The organism is Nonomuraea sp. NPDC000554, assembly GCF_040300065.1.
Lineage (GTDB): Bacteria > Actinomycetota > Actinomycetes > Streptosporangiales > Streptosporangiaceae > Nonomuraea.
The window spans coordinates 187,822-203,152 of sequence record NZ_JBEPDC010000002.1; the positions used below are offsets into that span (position 1 = coordinate 187,822).

Annotated in this window: 15 protein-coding genes; 7 read left to right on the forward strand and 8 right to left on the reverse strand. The window is 71.4% G+C overall.

Annotated elements, in window-relative coordinates; all coding sequences use genetic code 11:
- Positions 1–95 precede the first annotated feature (95 nt).
- The 5 genes from ABT294_RS04785 to ABT294_RS04805 all read right to left on the reverse strand — a co-directional run bounded on the left by ABT294_RS04785 (position 96) and on the right by ABT294_RS04805 (position 4,946).
- Entirely contained in the window at positions 96–863 is a 768-nt protein-coding gene (locus ABT294_RS04785) for a CDP-alcohol phosphatidyltransferase family protein (protein ID WP_350803575.1), read from the reverse strand.
- Positions 841–1,881 (reverse strand): iron-containing alcohol dehydrogenase family protein, encoded by a 1,041-nt coding sequence (locus ABT294_RS04790; protein WP_350803965.1) that lies wholly within the window; start codon positions 1,879–1,881, stop codon positions 841–843. The genes ABT294_RS04785 and ABT294_RS04790 overlap by 23 nt, the downstream gene beginning before the upstream one ends.
- 28 nt (positions 1,882–1,909) lie before the next feature.
- A complete protein-coding gene (locus tag ABT294_RS04795; protein ID WP_350803576.1) occupies positions 1,910–2,641 on the reverse strand; it encodes a phosphocholine cytidylyltransferase family protein in 732 nt (243 codons plus the stop codon).
- A gap of 227 nt (positions 2,642–2,868) precedes the next feature.
- Positions 2,869–3,477, reverse strand: a complete 609-nt coding sequence (locus ABT294_RS04800; protein WP_350803577.1) for a DUF5941 domain-containing protein — start codon at positions 3,475–3,477, stop codon at positions 2,869–2,871.
- Between the two features lie 11 nt (positions 3,478–3,488).
- Entirely contained in the window at positions 3,489–4,946 is a 1,458-nt protein-coding gene (locus ABT294_RS04805; RefSeq protein WP_350803578.1) for a CDP-alcohol phosphatidyltransferase family protein, read from the reverse strand.
- Positions 4,947–5,042: 96 nt separating this feature from the next.
- On the opposite strand from ABT294_RS04805, the gene ABT294_RS04810 reads away from it, so the two are divergent.
- Positions 5,043–6,434 carry an SDR family NAD(P)-dependent oxidoreductase gene (locus ABT294_RS04810; protein ID WP_350803579.1) on the forward strand — a complete coding sequence of 464 codons (1,392 nt, stop codon included), beginning with the start codon at positions 5,043–5,045 and terminating at the stop codon, positions 6,432–6,434.
- A 26-nt stretch (positions 6,435–6,460) separates the two neighbouring features.
- Positions 6,461–8,203, forward strand: coding sequence for a hypothetical protein (locus ABT294_RS04815; RefSeq protein ID WP_350803580.1), 1,743 nt, complete (start codon positions 6,461–6,463; stop codon positions 8,201–8,203).
- On the opposite strand, the gene ABT294_RS04820 is transcribed toward ABT294_RS04815, so the two are convergent.
- Entirely contained in the window at positions 8,166–9,182 is a 1,017-nt protein-coding gene (locus ABT294_RS04820; RefSeq protein ID WP_350803581.1) for a glycosyltransferase family 2 protein, read from the reverse strand. The two genes, ABT294_RS04815 and ABT294_RS04820, sit on opposite strands and share 38 nt — an antisense overlap.
- Positions 9,183–9,263: 81 nt before the next feature.
- Between ABT294_RS04820 and ABT294_RS04825 the strand changes: the two genes are divergently transcribed.
- The 5 genes from ABT294_RS04825 (at position 9,264) to ABT294_RS04845 (ending at position 13,607) form a co-directional block, all read left to right on the forward strand.
- Positions 9,264–10,688 (forward strand): LCP family protein, encoded by a 1,425-nt coding sequence (locus ABT294_RS04825; protein WP_350803583.1) that lies wholly within the window; start codon positions 9,264–9,266, stop codon positions 10,686–10,688.
- 34 nt (positions 10,689–10,722) lie between these two features.
- A complete protein-coding gene (locus tag ABT294_RS04830; protein ID WP_350803584.1) occupies positions 10,723–11,070 on the forward strand; it encodes an STAS domain-containing protein in 348 nt (115 codons plus the stop codon).
- Positions 11,071–11,115: 45 nt separating this feature from the next.
- Complete coding sequence (locus ABT294_RS04835) at positions 11,116–11,946, forward strand: GNAT family N-acetyltransferase (RefSeq protein ID WP_350803585.1); 831 nt, start codon at positions 11,116–11,118, stop codon at positions 11,944–11,946.
- Positions 11,943–12,788 carry an LLM class flavin-dependent oxidoreductase gene (locus tag ABT294_RS04840; RefSeq protein ID WP_350803587.1) on the forward strand — a complete coding sequence of 282 codons (846 nt, stop codon included), beginning with the start codon at positions 11,943–11,945 and terminating at the stop codon, positions 12,786–12,788. Before ABT294_RS04835 ends, ABT294_RS04840 begins: the two co-directional genes overlap by 4 nt.
- A gap of 87 nt (positions 12,789–12,875) precedes the next feature.
- Complete coding sequence (locus tag ABT294_RS04845) at positions 12,876–13,607, forward strand: DUF4097 family beta strand repeat-containing protein (RefSeq protein ID WP_350803588.1); 732 nt, start codon at positions 12,876–12,878, stop codon at positions 13,605–13,607.
- Here the strand turns inward: ABT294_RS04845 and ABT294_RS04850 are convergent.
- Positions 13,578–14,150, reverse strand: a complete 573-nt coding sequence (locus ABT294_RS04850) for a RyR domain-containing protein (RefSeq protein ID WP_350803589.1) — start codon at positions 14,148–14,150, stop codon at positions 13,578–13,580. The two genes, ABT294_RS04845 and ABT294_RS04850, sit on opposite strands and share 30 nt — an antisense overlap.
- Positions 14,095–15,273, reverse strand: coding sequence for an NAD-binding protein (locus tag ABT294_RS04855; RefSeq protein WP_350803590.1), 1,179 nt, complete (start codon positions 15,271–15,273; stop codon positions 14,095–14,097). Before ABT294_RS04855 ends, ABT294_RS04850 begins: the two co-directional genes overlap by 56 nt.
- Positions 15,274–15,331: the final 58 nt, after the last annotated feature.

The window sequence follows — 15,331 nt, forward strand, 5'->3', positions numbered from 1 at the left end:
AGCTAAGCGTATCGGAACCGGCAATGAACCCCCACCGAACGACGGGCGTCCGCTCAATACGACGGGCCTGGAGCGCTGACGGTTCCGCATGGAGATCACGCAAGCCGCCTCGATGCCAGGATGCTGATCAGATGGAGGACGGCCTGCAGGCACGCCGCGGCGAAACAGGCGACGAGCAGCACGCGCGAGGCCGTGAGATCGCCGGTCACCGCGTCGATCACCGCGGCCACCAGCGCGAGCAGCGACAGCTCGATCGGCTGCACGATCCGGTGGAACTTCGTCGCCGACAGCACCCGCCTGCCCAGCCCCAGCAGCCCGGAACGGAACTGCGCCACGGACGCCTCGGTGGCGGCCGACAGCCCGCCCTTGGCCCGCGCCACGTCGACGAGGTCGGTCTCGGCCTTGATGAGGATCGCGCCGAGCGCGGCGGCGAAGCCCAGCACGGTGTACCAGTCGGGCAGGACGGCCGAGGCCCGCCAGCCCAGCCCGGCGAGCACCGCGGCCTCGGCGAAGTAGGCTCCGACACGGTCGAGGTAGACGCCGACCAGCGAGGTCTTCCCCGTCCAGCGGGCCAGCTCGCCGTCGGAGCAGTCGAGCAGCAGGTAGACCTGCACCAGCAGGGCGGCGGCCACCGCCGCCCACAGCCCCGGCAGGGCGAGCACGACTCCAGCCACGACCCCGGCCACCGTCATCACCCAGGTGAGCTGATTGGGCGTGACGGACGTCTTGCTCAGCAGCCAGGTGACGTAGATGGACACCTGGCGCATGTAGAGCACGCCCGCCCAGTGCTCGCCGTTCTTGCGCTCAAGGTGGCCGGCGGGCTGTGCGACCCGCCGGACCTCAGCGACCGAAGGCCCGGACATAGTCCTCCACCCGATCGCGGACCTCGGTCTCCGGCATGCGGAGGTGCTCCAAGATCGTGTAACGGCCGGGACGCGTGGCGGGAGCCAGCACGACGGCCTCGGTGAACTGCTCGCTGGTCAGCCCGATGTCGGCCGGGACGACCGGCAGCTGGTGCCGCCGCAGGCAGTCGGTCACCTGGGCGAGCCGCGCGGAATCCTCCCTGAGGAAGAAACAGAAGGCGGCACCGATCCCGGCGAGCTCGCCGTGGTTCGAGGTGCCGGGGAAGAGCTGATCCACGGCATGAAGGATCTCATGATCTCCACCGCTCGCGGGCCGAGACGAGCCTGCAATCACCATCGACATGCCCGACAGGATCAGCGACTCGGCCAGAACGGTCAGGAACGCGTCGGACTCGATCGAGTCGGAGCGCCCGGTCAGCGCCTCGGCGGCCGTGCGCGCCATCGAGCAGGCCAGCCCGTCGATCGGCTCGCCGCGCTCCACGTTGCCGAGCTGCCAGTCTTCGATGGCCGACAGGTTGCTCACCACGTCGCCCACGCCCGACCTGACGAGCGACTCGGGCGCGCTGTGCACGAAGTCGAGGTCGACCAGGATCGCCAGCGGCATCGGCACCCCGAAGGTGCCCTTGCCCCCCTCGTAGACGAGGGACGCGGTGGGTGAGCAGATGCCGTCGTGGGACAGGTTGGTGGCGACCGCGACCATCGGGATGCCCGCCAGGGAGGCGGCGTACTTGGTCGCGTCGATGGTGCGGCCGCCGCCGACGCCCACGACCACCTCGTAGGCGCCCTTGCGCAGGTCGGCGCCGAGCGAGACGGCCGCGTCGACGGAGCCGTCGGAGACCCTGAACACCTCGGCCTCGTCGAGCGTGGGAGCGATCAGGCCCTCGATGTGGTCGCCCTGGCCGGGGCCGACGGCCACCGCGACCCTGCCGGAGGTGGCCACGCGGCTGTCGGCCAGCAGCGCGCCGAGCTGTGCCACCGCGCCGCGCCTGACCGCCATGGTCAGCGGCGCGGGCAGCATCCTCGCTAGAAGCGGCATCCAGGCCCCCTCAGTAGCGAACCGCTATGGTGCGAGCCTTCGCCAGGTCGTCGTGGTTGTCCACCTCGACCCAGTCGACCTCGCCGATCGGCGCGACGTGGATCTGCTCGCCGCGCTCGACCATCTCCTGGTAGCCGTCCTCGTAGTAGAGCTGCGGATCGCGCTCGAAGGTGGCCTGGAGGGCGTCGGCCAGGCGCTGGGCGGCGCCGGGGCGGATGAGGGTGGCGCCGATGTACTCGCCGTAGGCCTCGGCCGGATCCATCAGCTTGGTGATGCGCTTGAGGCTGTCGCCCTGGAGGGTGACCTTCATCTCCTCGTCGGCGAGCTTCTTGACGTTGTCGACGGCGAGCAGGATGTCGCTGGTCTCGGGGGCCGACAGCAGCGTCTTCTCGATGGAGACGGGGTGCACGGTGTCGCCGTTGACCAGCAGCGCCCCCTGGGCGAAGTACTCGCGGGCGCACCACAGGGAGTAGGCGTTGTTCCACTCCTCGGCCTTGTCGTTGTGCACCAGGGTGAGCTTGACGCCGTGCCGCTTCTCCAGGGCGTCCTTACGCTCGTGTACGGCCTGCGCCGCGTACCCGACGACCACCACGACCTCCCGCAGGTCCACCTCGGCGAGGTTGCGCAGCGAGATGTCCATGATCGTGGTCTCGCCGTCAACCGGCACGAGCGCCTTGGGCAGCGTGTCGGTGTACGGCCGCAGACGTCGTCCGGCTCCAGCGGCCAGAACCATTCCCAGCAACGTGCACTCCTCGGTCGAGCATGACTACGTGTGCCCAAACACTAGTTGGGAAACGGCCGTGATCGGGTAACCGGAGCGAAGGAGCTCGCCGGAAGAGAGCGAGGAACGAAGCCAACGAGCGGCGAAGCGGTCGCGACCATCAAACACAGAGCGAAGGAGCTCGCCGGAAGAGAGCGAGGAACGAAGCCAACGAACGGCACGAATCGGTCGCGACATCAAGCGCAGCGTTAGTCCTGGGTTCCCGTATCTGTCGCCTCGACGCCTGAGCGTGGTGCTGCGAGCCAGCTGGTGAGGCTCTCCCAGCCGCACAGGGCCCACAGGTAGAGCGCGAGGAGCACGAATCCGGCCGTCACCCAGCCCGCGATGGCGAACAGCGAGAGCACGATCATCCGGCCGTCCCAGCCGAGCCCTGCGGTGGCCAGCCAGGGCGGCGGGTACACGTGCTGGCGCAGCCGGTAGACCAGGTCGTAGTGGTGGAACGCCAGCGCCCCGAGCAGCAGGAAGACCAGGAACGGGTGGACGTCGTGGGCGAACCCGCAGGCGGCGACGAAGGTGTACTCGATCACCCGCAGGATCGGCGGCACCAGCCAGTCGAGCCGGCCGTCGTGCGGGTGCGAGCTGCCCGGCCCGGCGAGCAGGAGGGTGACGGCGGGCGCGAACACCGCCAGCCCGTCGGAGCCCGCCACGCCGATCAGCAGCAGGATTCCGGTGACGAACGCCCCGGCGATCACGGGCGGCAGCGGCGGGAGCTGACCGGCGACGAGCATGCCCATCCCGCGCGAGAGCGGACCGTCGTCGCGGTAGGCGACGACGTTGCTGCTGGGTACAGGGGTCATGTGCACCGAGATCACCTCGTCGACCTCGCGATCCGCCCGACGAGCTGGTAGGCGAGCGCGACCCCGCCCCACCCGAGCAGGGCGACGAACGTGACCCTGGCGTTGAACAGGGCCGCCGTGAGGCAGATCAGCGCCGTCCGCTCGCCGATCGGCAGCACCGCCATCTTCTTCAGCCAGCGCAAGACGGACTCCCGCTCCATTCGTTGGGCCAGCCGGAGTATGCCCTGCCTGGGCACGCCGTACCGGCCGCCGTCGGCGGACTCCAGCAGGGAGCGCACGGGCTTGGCCCACAGCGCGCCGACCCTGGCCGCGTCGGTCATCGCTCCGGCGAAGGAGAAGTCGACCGCGTGCCGCACCACCTGGACGATCATCGCGGCGACGGCGAGGTGCCAGATGCCCTCGGGCCCGCCCGACCGCCAGGGCAGGCCGTGGGCGTACCCGAAGGCGAGGCCCACGTAGACGGCGTACTCCTTGAGCCGGTCGGCCATCCCGTCGACCCACGCGCCGAGCGGCGAGAACATCCGCGTGTAGCGGGCGAGCTGGCCGTCGAGGCAGTCGAGCGCGAACGACAGGTACAGCAGCACCGCCCCGGCCACCTGCGCCCCGCGGGTGCCGGCCGAGAACCAGACGGCGGCCAGCACGGCCAGCCCGATCGAGACGCCGGTGACGGCGTTCGGGGTGAGGCCCAGGCGGGCCGCCGGGCGGATCAGGTGGCGGGTCCAGGAGGAGACGAAGAAGGTGGCGAAGAAGCCGTCTCTCTCCTTGACCGAGGTGTCGAGCCGTACCTGTGCCTCGTCGACCTCGGCGAGCCTGCTGATGGCGGTGTCGGCCGAGATCTGGCCCGTCACGCGGTCGGCGTGCAGTTGCCCGAGTCTCGCCGCGCGTACCCGCACGCCGCTCCTGACCATGCCGACGAGCAGCAGGTCGATCGCCTCGACCGGGGTGACGGGGCCGAGCCTGCCGGCGTCGGCCAGCTCGGCCAGTTCCTCGGCGATGTCGGCCAGCGAGGCGAGGTCGGCCTCGCCGGTCTGGAGCACCCCGCGGAAGGTGGCGTTGGCCTCGGGCACCACGTGGAAGGAGCTGCCCGCGGCGACGACCTTGCCGCCCTCGACCCTGATGGGCGGGCGCATCGGCGCGACCGCGGCGTCGTAGGAGACCAGGGCCGCCGTGTCGCGGGACGGGTGCTCCAGGAGCAGCGCGAGCGCCTCGGTGTGGGCGACGAGGTCGGCGGGCAGCACGACGACCGCCCCCGACGAGATGCGGACGATCTTGGCCACCCCCCGCAGGTCGGCCCCGAGCCCGCCGCCTCCCGCGCTCACCACCTGCACGCCGCGCACGGGCAGCGCGGCGAGCTGGTCGGTCAGCCGGTCGAGCAGGGTGCCGTCGGCACAGGAGAGCCCGCTGGCGGGCGTAGTGGCGAGCACCACCACCGAGGTGGTCGCGGTCTCGCGGGTCAGCGAGTCAGGCAAAGCGCAGTTCTCCTCCCGGTCGCGAGGGAGTGCGGTGGACACAGCGTAGCGACAGGGCGACGCGATATCACGGAACCGGACCGTTACGCTCGCGGTATGGAATCTCGGCTGAGGTCGGTAGGGGTCGTGCTCGCCGGCGGTGTGGGGCAGCGAGTCGGGCTCAACACGCCCAAGCAGCTCATCAAGATCGCAGGCAGGACGATCCTGGAGCACACGCTCGCCCTGTTCAACGGCTCGCCCGAGATCGACGAGATCGTGGTGCTGATGACGCCGGGCTTCCGCGACGCGGTCCAGGAGATCGTCGTGAGGGGCGGTTTCGGGAAGGTCAGCCAGATCGTCGACGGCGGCTCGACCCGTACCGAGAGCACCTGGCGGGCGTTGCGTGCGCTGGGCCCCCAGGAGTGCAACGTGCTCCTGCACGACGCTGTGAGGCCCCTCCTGGAGCCCCGGATCATCACGGAGTGTGTCAGGGCCCTGCAGACCTATTCGGCCGTGGACGTGGCGATCCCGAGCTCCGACACGGTCGTGGTGGCCGCCCCCGGGCCGCGCGGCGAGATCATCCGCGACATCCCCGACCGTTCACGGCTGCGGCGCGGCCAGACCCCGCAGTGCTTCAGGCTGTCGGTCATCCGCGAGGCGTACGAGCGGGCCTTCGCCGACCCCGACTTCGACAAGCAGCCCGCAACCGACGACTGCGGCGTGGTTCTGCGCTACCTGCCGGACGTGCCGATCTACATCGTGCCCGGCAGCGAGGCCAACATGAAGGTCACCCACCCGGTGGACGTCTACATCGCCGACAAGCTCTTCCAGCTCGCCGCCTCCACCGCGCCCGTGCCGAACCCGCGCGACTACCGCGAGGCGCTCGACGGCAAGACCATGGTGGTGTTCGGCGGCAGCTACGGCATCGGCGCCGACGTGGTGGACCTGGCGTCCAGCCACGGCGCGCGGGTGCACTCCTTCTCGCGCACCCAGAACGGGGTCAGGGTCGAGGACTTCGACTCCGTGGCCAAGGCGCTGGCCCAGCTGGGCAGGATCGACTACGTGGTCAACACGGCGGGCGTGCTGCACATGGGCAGGCTCGCCGAGGTCACCGACGAGACGATCGCCGAGACCGTCGGGGTGAACTATCTGGGCCCGGTCAACGTGGCCCGCGCCGCCCACCCCCACCTGCGTGAGAGCGGCGGGCGGTTGCTGCTCTACACGTCCTCCAGCTACACCAGGGGGCGCGCGCACTACAGCCTCTACTCCTCCACCAAGGCCGCCGTGGTCAACCTGACCCAGGCCCTGGCCGACGAGTGGGCGTCCGACGGCATCCGGGTCAACTGCGTCAATCCCGAGCGCACCGGCACGCCGATGCGGGAGCGGGCGTTCGGCGAGGAACCCGCCCATACGCTGCTGTCTCCCCGCGCGGTGGCGCAGACCTCCTTGGACGTCCTCATCTCCGACTTGACCGGGCAAGTGGTAGACGTTCGCCTTGACGGCGCTTGACCTGACAGTTGTTACCGTGCGATCACATGAGGACACTCTGGGCGATCGCGGCACTGCTCTGCTCTTATCCCGTCCTGCTCGCGGCGGCCCTGTGGCCGTCGCCCGTGCTGTTCGGGGTCGTCGCGGCAGGCTCGTACGCGGTGGAGTACCTCGCCTCGCGCGCTGACGACCGGCTCCTCGACCTGCTCGACAGGGTGCACCTCGGGATCACGCTGCGCTTCCTGGTCAGGGAGATGGCGGCCGTGCTGCTGGTGGCGCGGACGGCGGGCCCCGACTCCGGCTGGTTCGTCGCGCTGCCGCTCGGGCTGCTGGCCGCGCACGGGCTGCGGGCCGTCCAGGCGGGGCTGGCCGTGCGGCTGCGGCAGGCGCTCCACGCGATGCCGGTCACCACCCGCAACCTGGACGTCTCCGCGCTGCGCATCCCCAGGATGCCGCCCGGCTTCCTGGTCGACCGTCGCGGCGCCCGCTTCCTCTACCTCGACCTGCTGCCGGTGCTCGCCGCGCCGTTCGGCGCCACGGCCGCCGCCCTGGGCGCGGGCGCGGCACTGCTGGCAGGCGCCGCCGGGGCGCTCGCGCTGATCCCGTACGTGCTGCGGGCCGCCCCGCTCTTCGACCGCGCCAGGGTCCTGGACGTGGTGAGCAGGCAGGTCGCGGCCTACCGGCCAGAGGTCATCCTGTACTTCTCCGGCGCCACCGAGGCCGCCTACCAGGCCAGGATGTGGCTGTCCACGCTGGAGCGGATCGGCAGGCGGGCCATCGTGGTGCTGCGGGAGCGCGGCATGGCCGACCACCTGGAGGGCACCAGCCTGCCGATCCTGTGCATCCCGTCCGCCGCGGACCTGATGAGCTTCCGCCCGCTGGGCGAGGCCAGGCTCTGCCTCTACGTGGCCAACGTCGGCAGGAACATCCACATGCTGCGCGTCCTCGGGCTGCGCAGCGCGTTCATCGGCCACGGCGACAGCGACAAGGAGGCGTCGTTCAACCCGTTCTCGAAGGTCTACGACGAGGTGTGGGTCGCCGGCCAGGCGGGCCGTGACCGCTACCTCAGGGCCCGGGTCGGGGTCAGGGACGAGGACGTGTACGAGGTGGGCAGGCCGCAACTGGAGGGCATCTCCGCGGCCGGGCCGGCGCTGCCGTACCGGACCGTCCTGTACGCCCCGACGTGGGAGGGGTGGACCGACGACCTGTTCCACACCTCGCTGACCACGATGGGGCCGGGCATCGTCCGGGCGCTGCTGGAGCACCGGCCGCCGCTGCGGGTGATCTACAAGCCGCACCCGCTGACGGGCCACCGCGACAGGACCGCCGCGCGTGCGCACCGGAGGATCAACGCGATGATCGAGGCGGCGGAGCTGGCGGGGGCCAGGGCGCGGCACCCGTCGAACCCGGTACGTTCCGCGCGGGCCGCGCCGATCAGGCACTTGGTCGTCACCGGGCCGGAACCGCACCTGTACGACTGCTTCAACCAGGCCGACCTGATGATCGGCGACATCTCCAGCGTGGTGACCGAGTTCCTGGCCAGCGGGAAGCCGTACGCCGTCACCAACGTCTCGGGGCTGCCCGAGCGGGCCTTCCACGAGCGTTACCCGAGCTCGGAGGCGGGCGTGCTGCTCGGCGCCGACCTGGCCGGGCTGGCCGCGCTCCTCGACGGCGAGGACACGCTGGGCTCAGCCCGGCGCAAGCTCAGGACGCACCTGCTCGGCCCGGACTACCCGGACGCGCTCACCCGCTTCAACGCGGCGGTCGAGCGAGCTTTCGCGGGCTCGTGAGGAAGCCCCAGCCCCAGGAGACGTGCATGGTGGCGTACACCAGCGGCAGCCTCAGCCTGGCCGACGCCGGCAGGCCGCCGCCGGTCACCGCGGAGCCCGCCACGATCGCCGCGACGTACCCGCCGGGCACGATCAGCGAGAGCGGGAAGAACGGCGAGACGAGCAGGCCGAGCAGCATGGCGAGCACCGCCGCGGGGGGCGCGAGGTAGCGCAGGTTGATCGTGCCCTCGTGGGTGCGGGAGACCACCCGCCGCCAGCGTCCGTAGTGGAAGTACTGCTTGGCCAGCGCCTTCACGTTCGGCCGCGGACGGTAGGAGACCCGCATGCGCGGCTGGAACCAGACCAGCCCGCCGGTCTGGCGGATGCGGTGGTTCATCTCCCAGTCTTGGGCCCGCTGGAAGTGCTCGTCGTAGCCGCCGACCCGGTCGAGCGCGGAACGGCGGAACACGCCGAGGTAGACCGTGTCGGCGGGGCCCGCCGTGCCCCCCACGTGGAAGGCGGCGGCGCCGACGCCGATCTTGGACGTCATCGCGGCGGCGACCGCCTGCTCGAACGGCGTGACGCCCTCGGCGGCCATCACCCCGCCGACGTTGTCGGCGCCGGTCTCGGTCAGCGTCTCGACGGCGACGCGCAGGTAGTCGGAGGGCAGCATGGCGTGCCCGTCGACCCTGGCGACGATGGCGTTGCGCGAGGCGCCGATGGCGGCGTTGAGCGCGTTGGGCGTGCGACCTGTCGGGTTGGGGACCACGACGACCCGGCGGTCGGACGCGGCGATGGCGTCGGCGACCTCCTGGGTGCGGTCATGGGAGGGCCCCACGGCGAGGACGACCTCGATCTCGCCGGGGTAGCTCTGGGCGAGGACCTGGTCTACGGCCTCGCGAAGGTGCCGTTCCTCGTTGAGGACGGGCATGACGACGGAGATGGACGGCCAGCCGCGCGTCTCCGCGGGCGCGTGCGGCGAGTCGGGGAACTGCTTCATGGCGGGGCTCACGCTACTGTACGACCAGGGGAGGAAGGCAATCATCAGCTCTACTCCCAGGCGGCACAAGGGGGGCAGGGAATGCGCGACCCGGGCGAGGAGGACGCTGGGGTACACGTGGGCGGCGACGCCTACGGGGGCGTCAGGCTCGTGGCCGGGCGCAAGCGCAGGCCGTCCAGGAGCGCGAAGGCGCGGCGGCGCAACCTGATCATGGCGGGTCTGCTCTCCACGGGCGTCCTGGTCGGCACCGGTGTGCTGTGGGCGACTCCCCAGCAGATCGGCTTCGTCGACGCCGGGGTGTCCGACTCGGCGCCGCGCGGCGCGATGAACATCCTGCTCGTCGGCGTCGACAAGCGCGACGACCTGACCCGCCAGCAGCAGATCCAGCTGAAGCTGGGCCGTGAGGTGGGCCAGCGCACCGACACCATGATGGTCATCCACCTGTCGGAGGACCACAGCCGGGTCACCGTGGTCAGTCTGCCGCGTGACACCTGGACCACGATCCCGGGCAAGGGCGAGCACAAGATCAATTCGGCCTACCAGTTCGGCGGGCCGAAGCTCACCAAGCAGACCGTCGAGCAGGTCACCGGGCTGCCGATCCACCGCTACATCGAGGTGAACGTCCTCGGGTTCATCGACGTCGTCGACTCGCTCGGCGGCGTCACGGTCTGCACGCCCGTGCCGATCAAGGACCCGAAGGCCGGGCTCGACCTCGCCGCCGGAACCCACGAACTGCAGGGCGCGCAGGCGCTCGGGTACGCCCGTACGCGTGCCACCGCCCGCTCCGACCTCGACCGCATCGACAGGCAGCAGCAGGTCATCTCCGCGCTGTTGAACCGCGCGCTCAGCGCGGGCACGCTGGCCAACCCGGCCCGGCTGGCCGCGTTCGTCAACTCCACGCTGCGCACCGTCAAGGTCGATCCCGACGACGGCCTGATCGGGCTGGCCACCCAGCTCAGGGACGTCTCGCTCGACAACGTGAAGTTCGCGAGCGTGCCGCTGGCGGACGTGAACTACAAGGCGCCCACCGGCGAGTCGGCGGTGCTGTGGGACAAGCCGGCGGCCCAGGAGATGTTCCGGCTCATCGGCAGCGACCAGGACGCGGCCAAGCCCAGCCCCAAGCCGTCGGCGTCGAGCGCGCCGAAGATCGCGCCCGAGCAGATCTCGGTCAAGGTCACCAACGGCACGCTGGTCACCGGCCTGGGGGCCCGCACCAAGGCGGCGCTGGTGGCCTCCGGGTTCCAGGTGCCCGACCAGCCCGGCAACACCGCGCGCAAGGACTTCAAGAAGACGATCGTCCGCTACGGCCCCGGTCGCGCCGACTCCGCCCACACGGTCGCGTCCGCCATCCCGGGCGCCGAGCTGCGCCAGGTCGACACTCCCGGCATCGAGGTGATCATCGGCGCCGACCAGCCGAAGATCCGCAACCTCAAGCCCACGGCCAAACCAACCCCCAGCGCCACCCCATCAACGCGTACGGCGACGCAGAACATTTGCAAGAAATAGGCATAACTCTCCCCTGTTCGGGCAGGTGGGAGGCATGGTGGTCAGACATTGGCGCGAGGACCCCTGCATCATCCTGCACGTCACCGGCGATCTGGACGTGGCAGGCGCTCCCCGCTTGCAGGCCGAACTGGACCAGGCTCTCTCCACGGCAGGCACCCCGAATCTGGTGGTGGACCTGACCGAGGTCCCCTTCTGCGACTCCGTCGGCCTGGGCGTCCTCGTCGCGGCGCTCAACCACGTACGGCACGCGGACGGCAGGATGATCCTGGTGCTGGGCCCCGGCATGATCAGTCATCTGCTGACGATCACGAACCTCGACCGTCACTTCGAGACCCGCCCCACGATGGGCGAGGCGCGCTCGGCACTCGGCTCGGCAGCGTAAGATCAACGACAGCGAGAGCCCCCTCACGTCCGGAGGCTTTGCACGTTGTTCGACGAGTTTCCCGAGCCCGCGCGATCACAGCTGGCGGCGGCCTTCGACGAGGGCCGTACCCGTCCCGAGTGGGCGTTCACGCAGGGGCAGGCCCGGGTGGCCTTCTGGGCTCCCTTCCGCGACGCGGAACCGGTGGTCGTCTGGCAGTTCGAGCCCGGCCCCGATCCCGGCGCGGCGTCCGCGCTGCTGCGCCGCAGCCTGCAGACGATGGGCCTGAGCAAGATCATCCATGACATCTCCCTCCAGCCCGGTCTGACGCCCGTCGTCGACCGTGCCGTCGAGCACCAGGCGCTGGTGGGCGCGGGCTTCGCCATGGAGGTCGAGCGCCTGTTGCTGGAGTGGCAGGCGGGCAGCGACGTCCCGGAGGACCCCGGCAGGCTCAGCTACCGTCCCGCCCGGCGGCTGCCCACCGCCGACGTCCTCGACGTGCTGGTGCGGATCTCGCAGGGCTCGCTCGACTACGACACGCAGGTCGAGCTCGCCACGGCCGGGGCCGAGCACGAGGCCCGATGGATGTACGACGACCTGGTCAACCGCAAGGGCAAGCCCGACTGGTTCGTCGTCGGCTACCTCGGCGACTCCCCCGTCGGCCTGGTCGCGCCCGACGACCACTCGATCGCCTACATCGGCGTCGTCCCCGAGCACCGCGGCCACGGCTACGTCAACGACCTGCTCGCCAGGGGCACCCGCACGCTCGCCGAGGCCGGCGTGCAGCGCGTCGTCGCCGCAACCGACGTGGCCAACACGCCCACCGCGGCGGCCTTCCTGCGCGCGGGATACTCGGAGGTCGGCCGGTTGTTCCGCTACTACTGGAGGGCACCTTGAGGCTTGGCGTGATGTTCGACCGCGACCTGCCGCCCGAGCAGCTCGTCCCGTTCGCCAGAGAGCTCGACCGCACGACGGTCGACGACCTGTGGGTGGTGGAGGACCTCGGCTGGACCGGCGCGATCTCCTCGGCCGCCACGGCCCTGGCCGTCACGTCCCGCATCCGGGTGGGCATCGGCATCACCCCGGCGCCGCTGCGCAACCCGGCGTTGCTGGCGATGGAGCTGGCCAACCTGGCCCGCCTGCACCCCGGGCGCCTGGCCGCGGGCATCGGCCACGGCGTCCAGCAGTGGATGCGCCAGGTCGGGGCCGCCGCCGCGTCACCGCTGGCGCTCCTGGAGGAGACGATCACCGCGGTCGGCGCCCTGCTGCGCGGCGAGACGGTCACCCTGCACGGCAGGGAGGTGCGCCTCGACGGCGTGTCCCTCGTCCACCCGCCGGCCGAGCCGCCGCCGATCCTGGCGGGCGTGCTCGGCCCCCGCTCCCTCGCCCTGTCGGGACGGGTGGCACAGGGCACGATCGTCCCCGAGGGCCTCGGCCCGACCCAGCTGCCGGAGATCATCGAGCACATCGGCGCAGGCCCCGGCCACGAGCTGGTGACCTTCACCTACCTGTACATCGGCGACGACGCCGCAGAGGTCACCCGGCCCGCCGCCGAGGAGCAGGGCCGGTTCCTCCAGGTGGAGCCGGAACAGGTGGTCATGGCCACCGGCTCCGCGAAGGAGGCGGCCGAGCAGGTGCGGAGCCTGTGGTCGGCGGGGGCGGGAACGGTCGCGGCGCGTCCCATCGGCTCCGACCCGCTCTCCCACGTGACCAAGCTGCTGGCGGCCCTCCAGAGCTGACCGCCCGGCCGGGCATGGCCGAAAGGCGGATGGCGGGTCGGTCGGATGGCCGATGGCGCGCAACCGCGCCACGGCCACGATCGAGGCATGAGACGAATCACGGCAGGAGCGGTCGCGGCGGCGCTGGCGGTCGTGGCGACCGGATGCGGCATCGAACTCGACGCCGAGGAGGTGCACGCCGCCCAGGCGTTCCCCTTCAGCGGCACCGAGCTGACCGTCAAGTCCAGCACGGGCGGGCTGCGCGTGCTGCCCGGCACCGGCGAAAGCGTCCAGGTGGAGCGGTGGGTGCGCGGCAAGGCGGCCGACGACGGCAACGCCACCTGGTCGCTCAGGGACGGCACGCTGCGGCTGGGCGCCGACTGCACGATGGTGTTCGGCGACTGCGGCGCCCGCTACCACGTCAAGGTGCCCCCAGGAGTGCACCTGAAGGTCGACACCGACCACGACGGCGTCATCCTCGACGGCCTGACCCAGGACGTCGACGTCTCAACCTCGGGCGCCATCCAGGTCTCCGGCACCTCGGGCAGATTGCGGCTGCTGGGAGACTACTCCTCGGTGACCGGCAAGGAGATCAGGTCCGAGCGCGTCCAGGTGCGGACGTCCGCGGGGCCGATCAACCTGTCGTTCGCCGCGATGCCGTCCGAGGTGGACCTGCTCTCGCGCCACGGGCGCGTGACGGCGACGGTGCCCACCGGCGAGTACGGGGTCACCGTCCGGAGCACGTACGGGAGCGAGGTCTCGCAGATCAAGAGCACCAAGAGCCCCCGGACCATCGTCGCCAAGAGCACGTCAGGGGACGTCCGGATCAACAGCCGGTAGCCGGCGGTTCGCGGTGACCCGGACGATCCGGAAGCCCGCGTCGGCGAGGATGCCGGGGAGGCTGCGCACGGCGGCCCGGTCCTTCTCACGGCTCTCCTCGGGCAGGGCGTTCCAGTCCACGATGTCCGGGTGCTGCTTCAAGGCGTCGTTCCGCTCCGCCCCATAGACCCACCCCTCGCCGACGTGCTGCTTCATCCAGCGCGCGTGCTCCATCTTCGCCAGCTGCCCCACCTCGGCGTCGGTGAACGGGAACGCGCCCGGCGCCTCGACGCTCGGCGCCAGGACACAGCCCGCCGCCCGGAGCTTGCGCCCGATGTCGGCGGCCTGCCCCCGGTTCTGCGCCTTCTTGGCCTCGGTGAGCGCCGCCCACGGGATCATGGACTCGTTCAGGGCCGGGGTGTCGCCGCGCCGCACGCCGTCTACCAGATACCGCTCGTGGATCGCCTGGGCGAGCCGCTCGATCAGGTCCTCGTCGATCAGCCCCGGCTCACCGGCCTCCTCGGTGACGGCGAAGACCCGCAGCGTCCCGGCCAGGTCCTCCATCAGCCGCGCGTCCTGGAAGGCGTCGCCGAACACCCTGCGCTGGTCGACGCGGACCACGACCGGCGCGCCCGTCCACAGGGCCGCGACGGTCAGCGTGGTCTTCAACGCCAGCTGCTCGTCGTGGTAGCAGACGTAGACCCGCTGGGGAGGGACGTCCACGGCGTCGAGGAGCTCGCCGAGGCCGCCGGGAGGCGCGTCCTCGAAGGCGAGCTCGCAGGTCTGCGCGACGAAAGGGGTACCTCCGGCAGAGGGCCGCACCCTCTGCCACGGCGCCGGCGGCGATCACCCGCACCGGCAGCCGCGACACCGGGCCCGTCAACCGCCACCGCCTGGCCAGCTCGACGAGCAGGGCGCCGCCGAACGCCCCCAAGCCGAGCAGCAGCACGGGCCGCGGCTCCTCCACCGGGTCCCGCGCCAGCAGGACGCGAACGGCGAGCTCGTCGAGATTGAAGAAGTCGAGCCGGTGCTCCGGACGCTCGGCCACGCCCAGCCTGCGGGCGCGCAGCGCGGCGCACAACTCCGGGTCAGGGACGTGGGCGTAGGCCGCGACCGGCCGGGACCGCCGCAGCCCGTGCACGGCCGCGGCGACGGAGATGTTGGTCGAGGCGTCGTCCTCACAGGCGTAGACGACGTCGGCCCGCAGCCCTCCGGCCGCGCGGAGCACCATCGGGTCGCGGGCGTCGCCGGTGATGTGCAGCACGCCGGGCGCGCGCAGGAACGCGGTGGGGGCGCCGCCGATCACGACGACCTTGCGGCCCGCCTCCCGCAGCCGCTGCGTCAGCGCCTGGCCGAGCGGCCCCGTGCCGCACACCACCGCGTGGCCGCGCGCCTCGCGGGCCCGGATGCGCCGCATCTCGCTGCTCAGCAGCAGCCTCGTGGCCTCGGCGAGCGCGTATACCGTGACCGCGGGAGCCGCGAACCGGGCGAACTCCAGAGTCCAGGGCAGGGGGCCGCCGCCGTCCAGCGGCGCGGGACCGATCACGAACAGCTGCAGGTCGTAGTAGATCAGATCGAGGCGGGTGAACCTCGGCTGCGCGGCGAGGTACGTCTCCATGCCCAGGTAGCCGAGCACCAGGGCCGCCACGGTCAGCGCCCCGAACGCCATCATGATCGGAGACCGCACGGATGGTGTCTCTCTCATCTCGCCCCCGTCCGCCGAGACCACGATGGTTAATATCCGG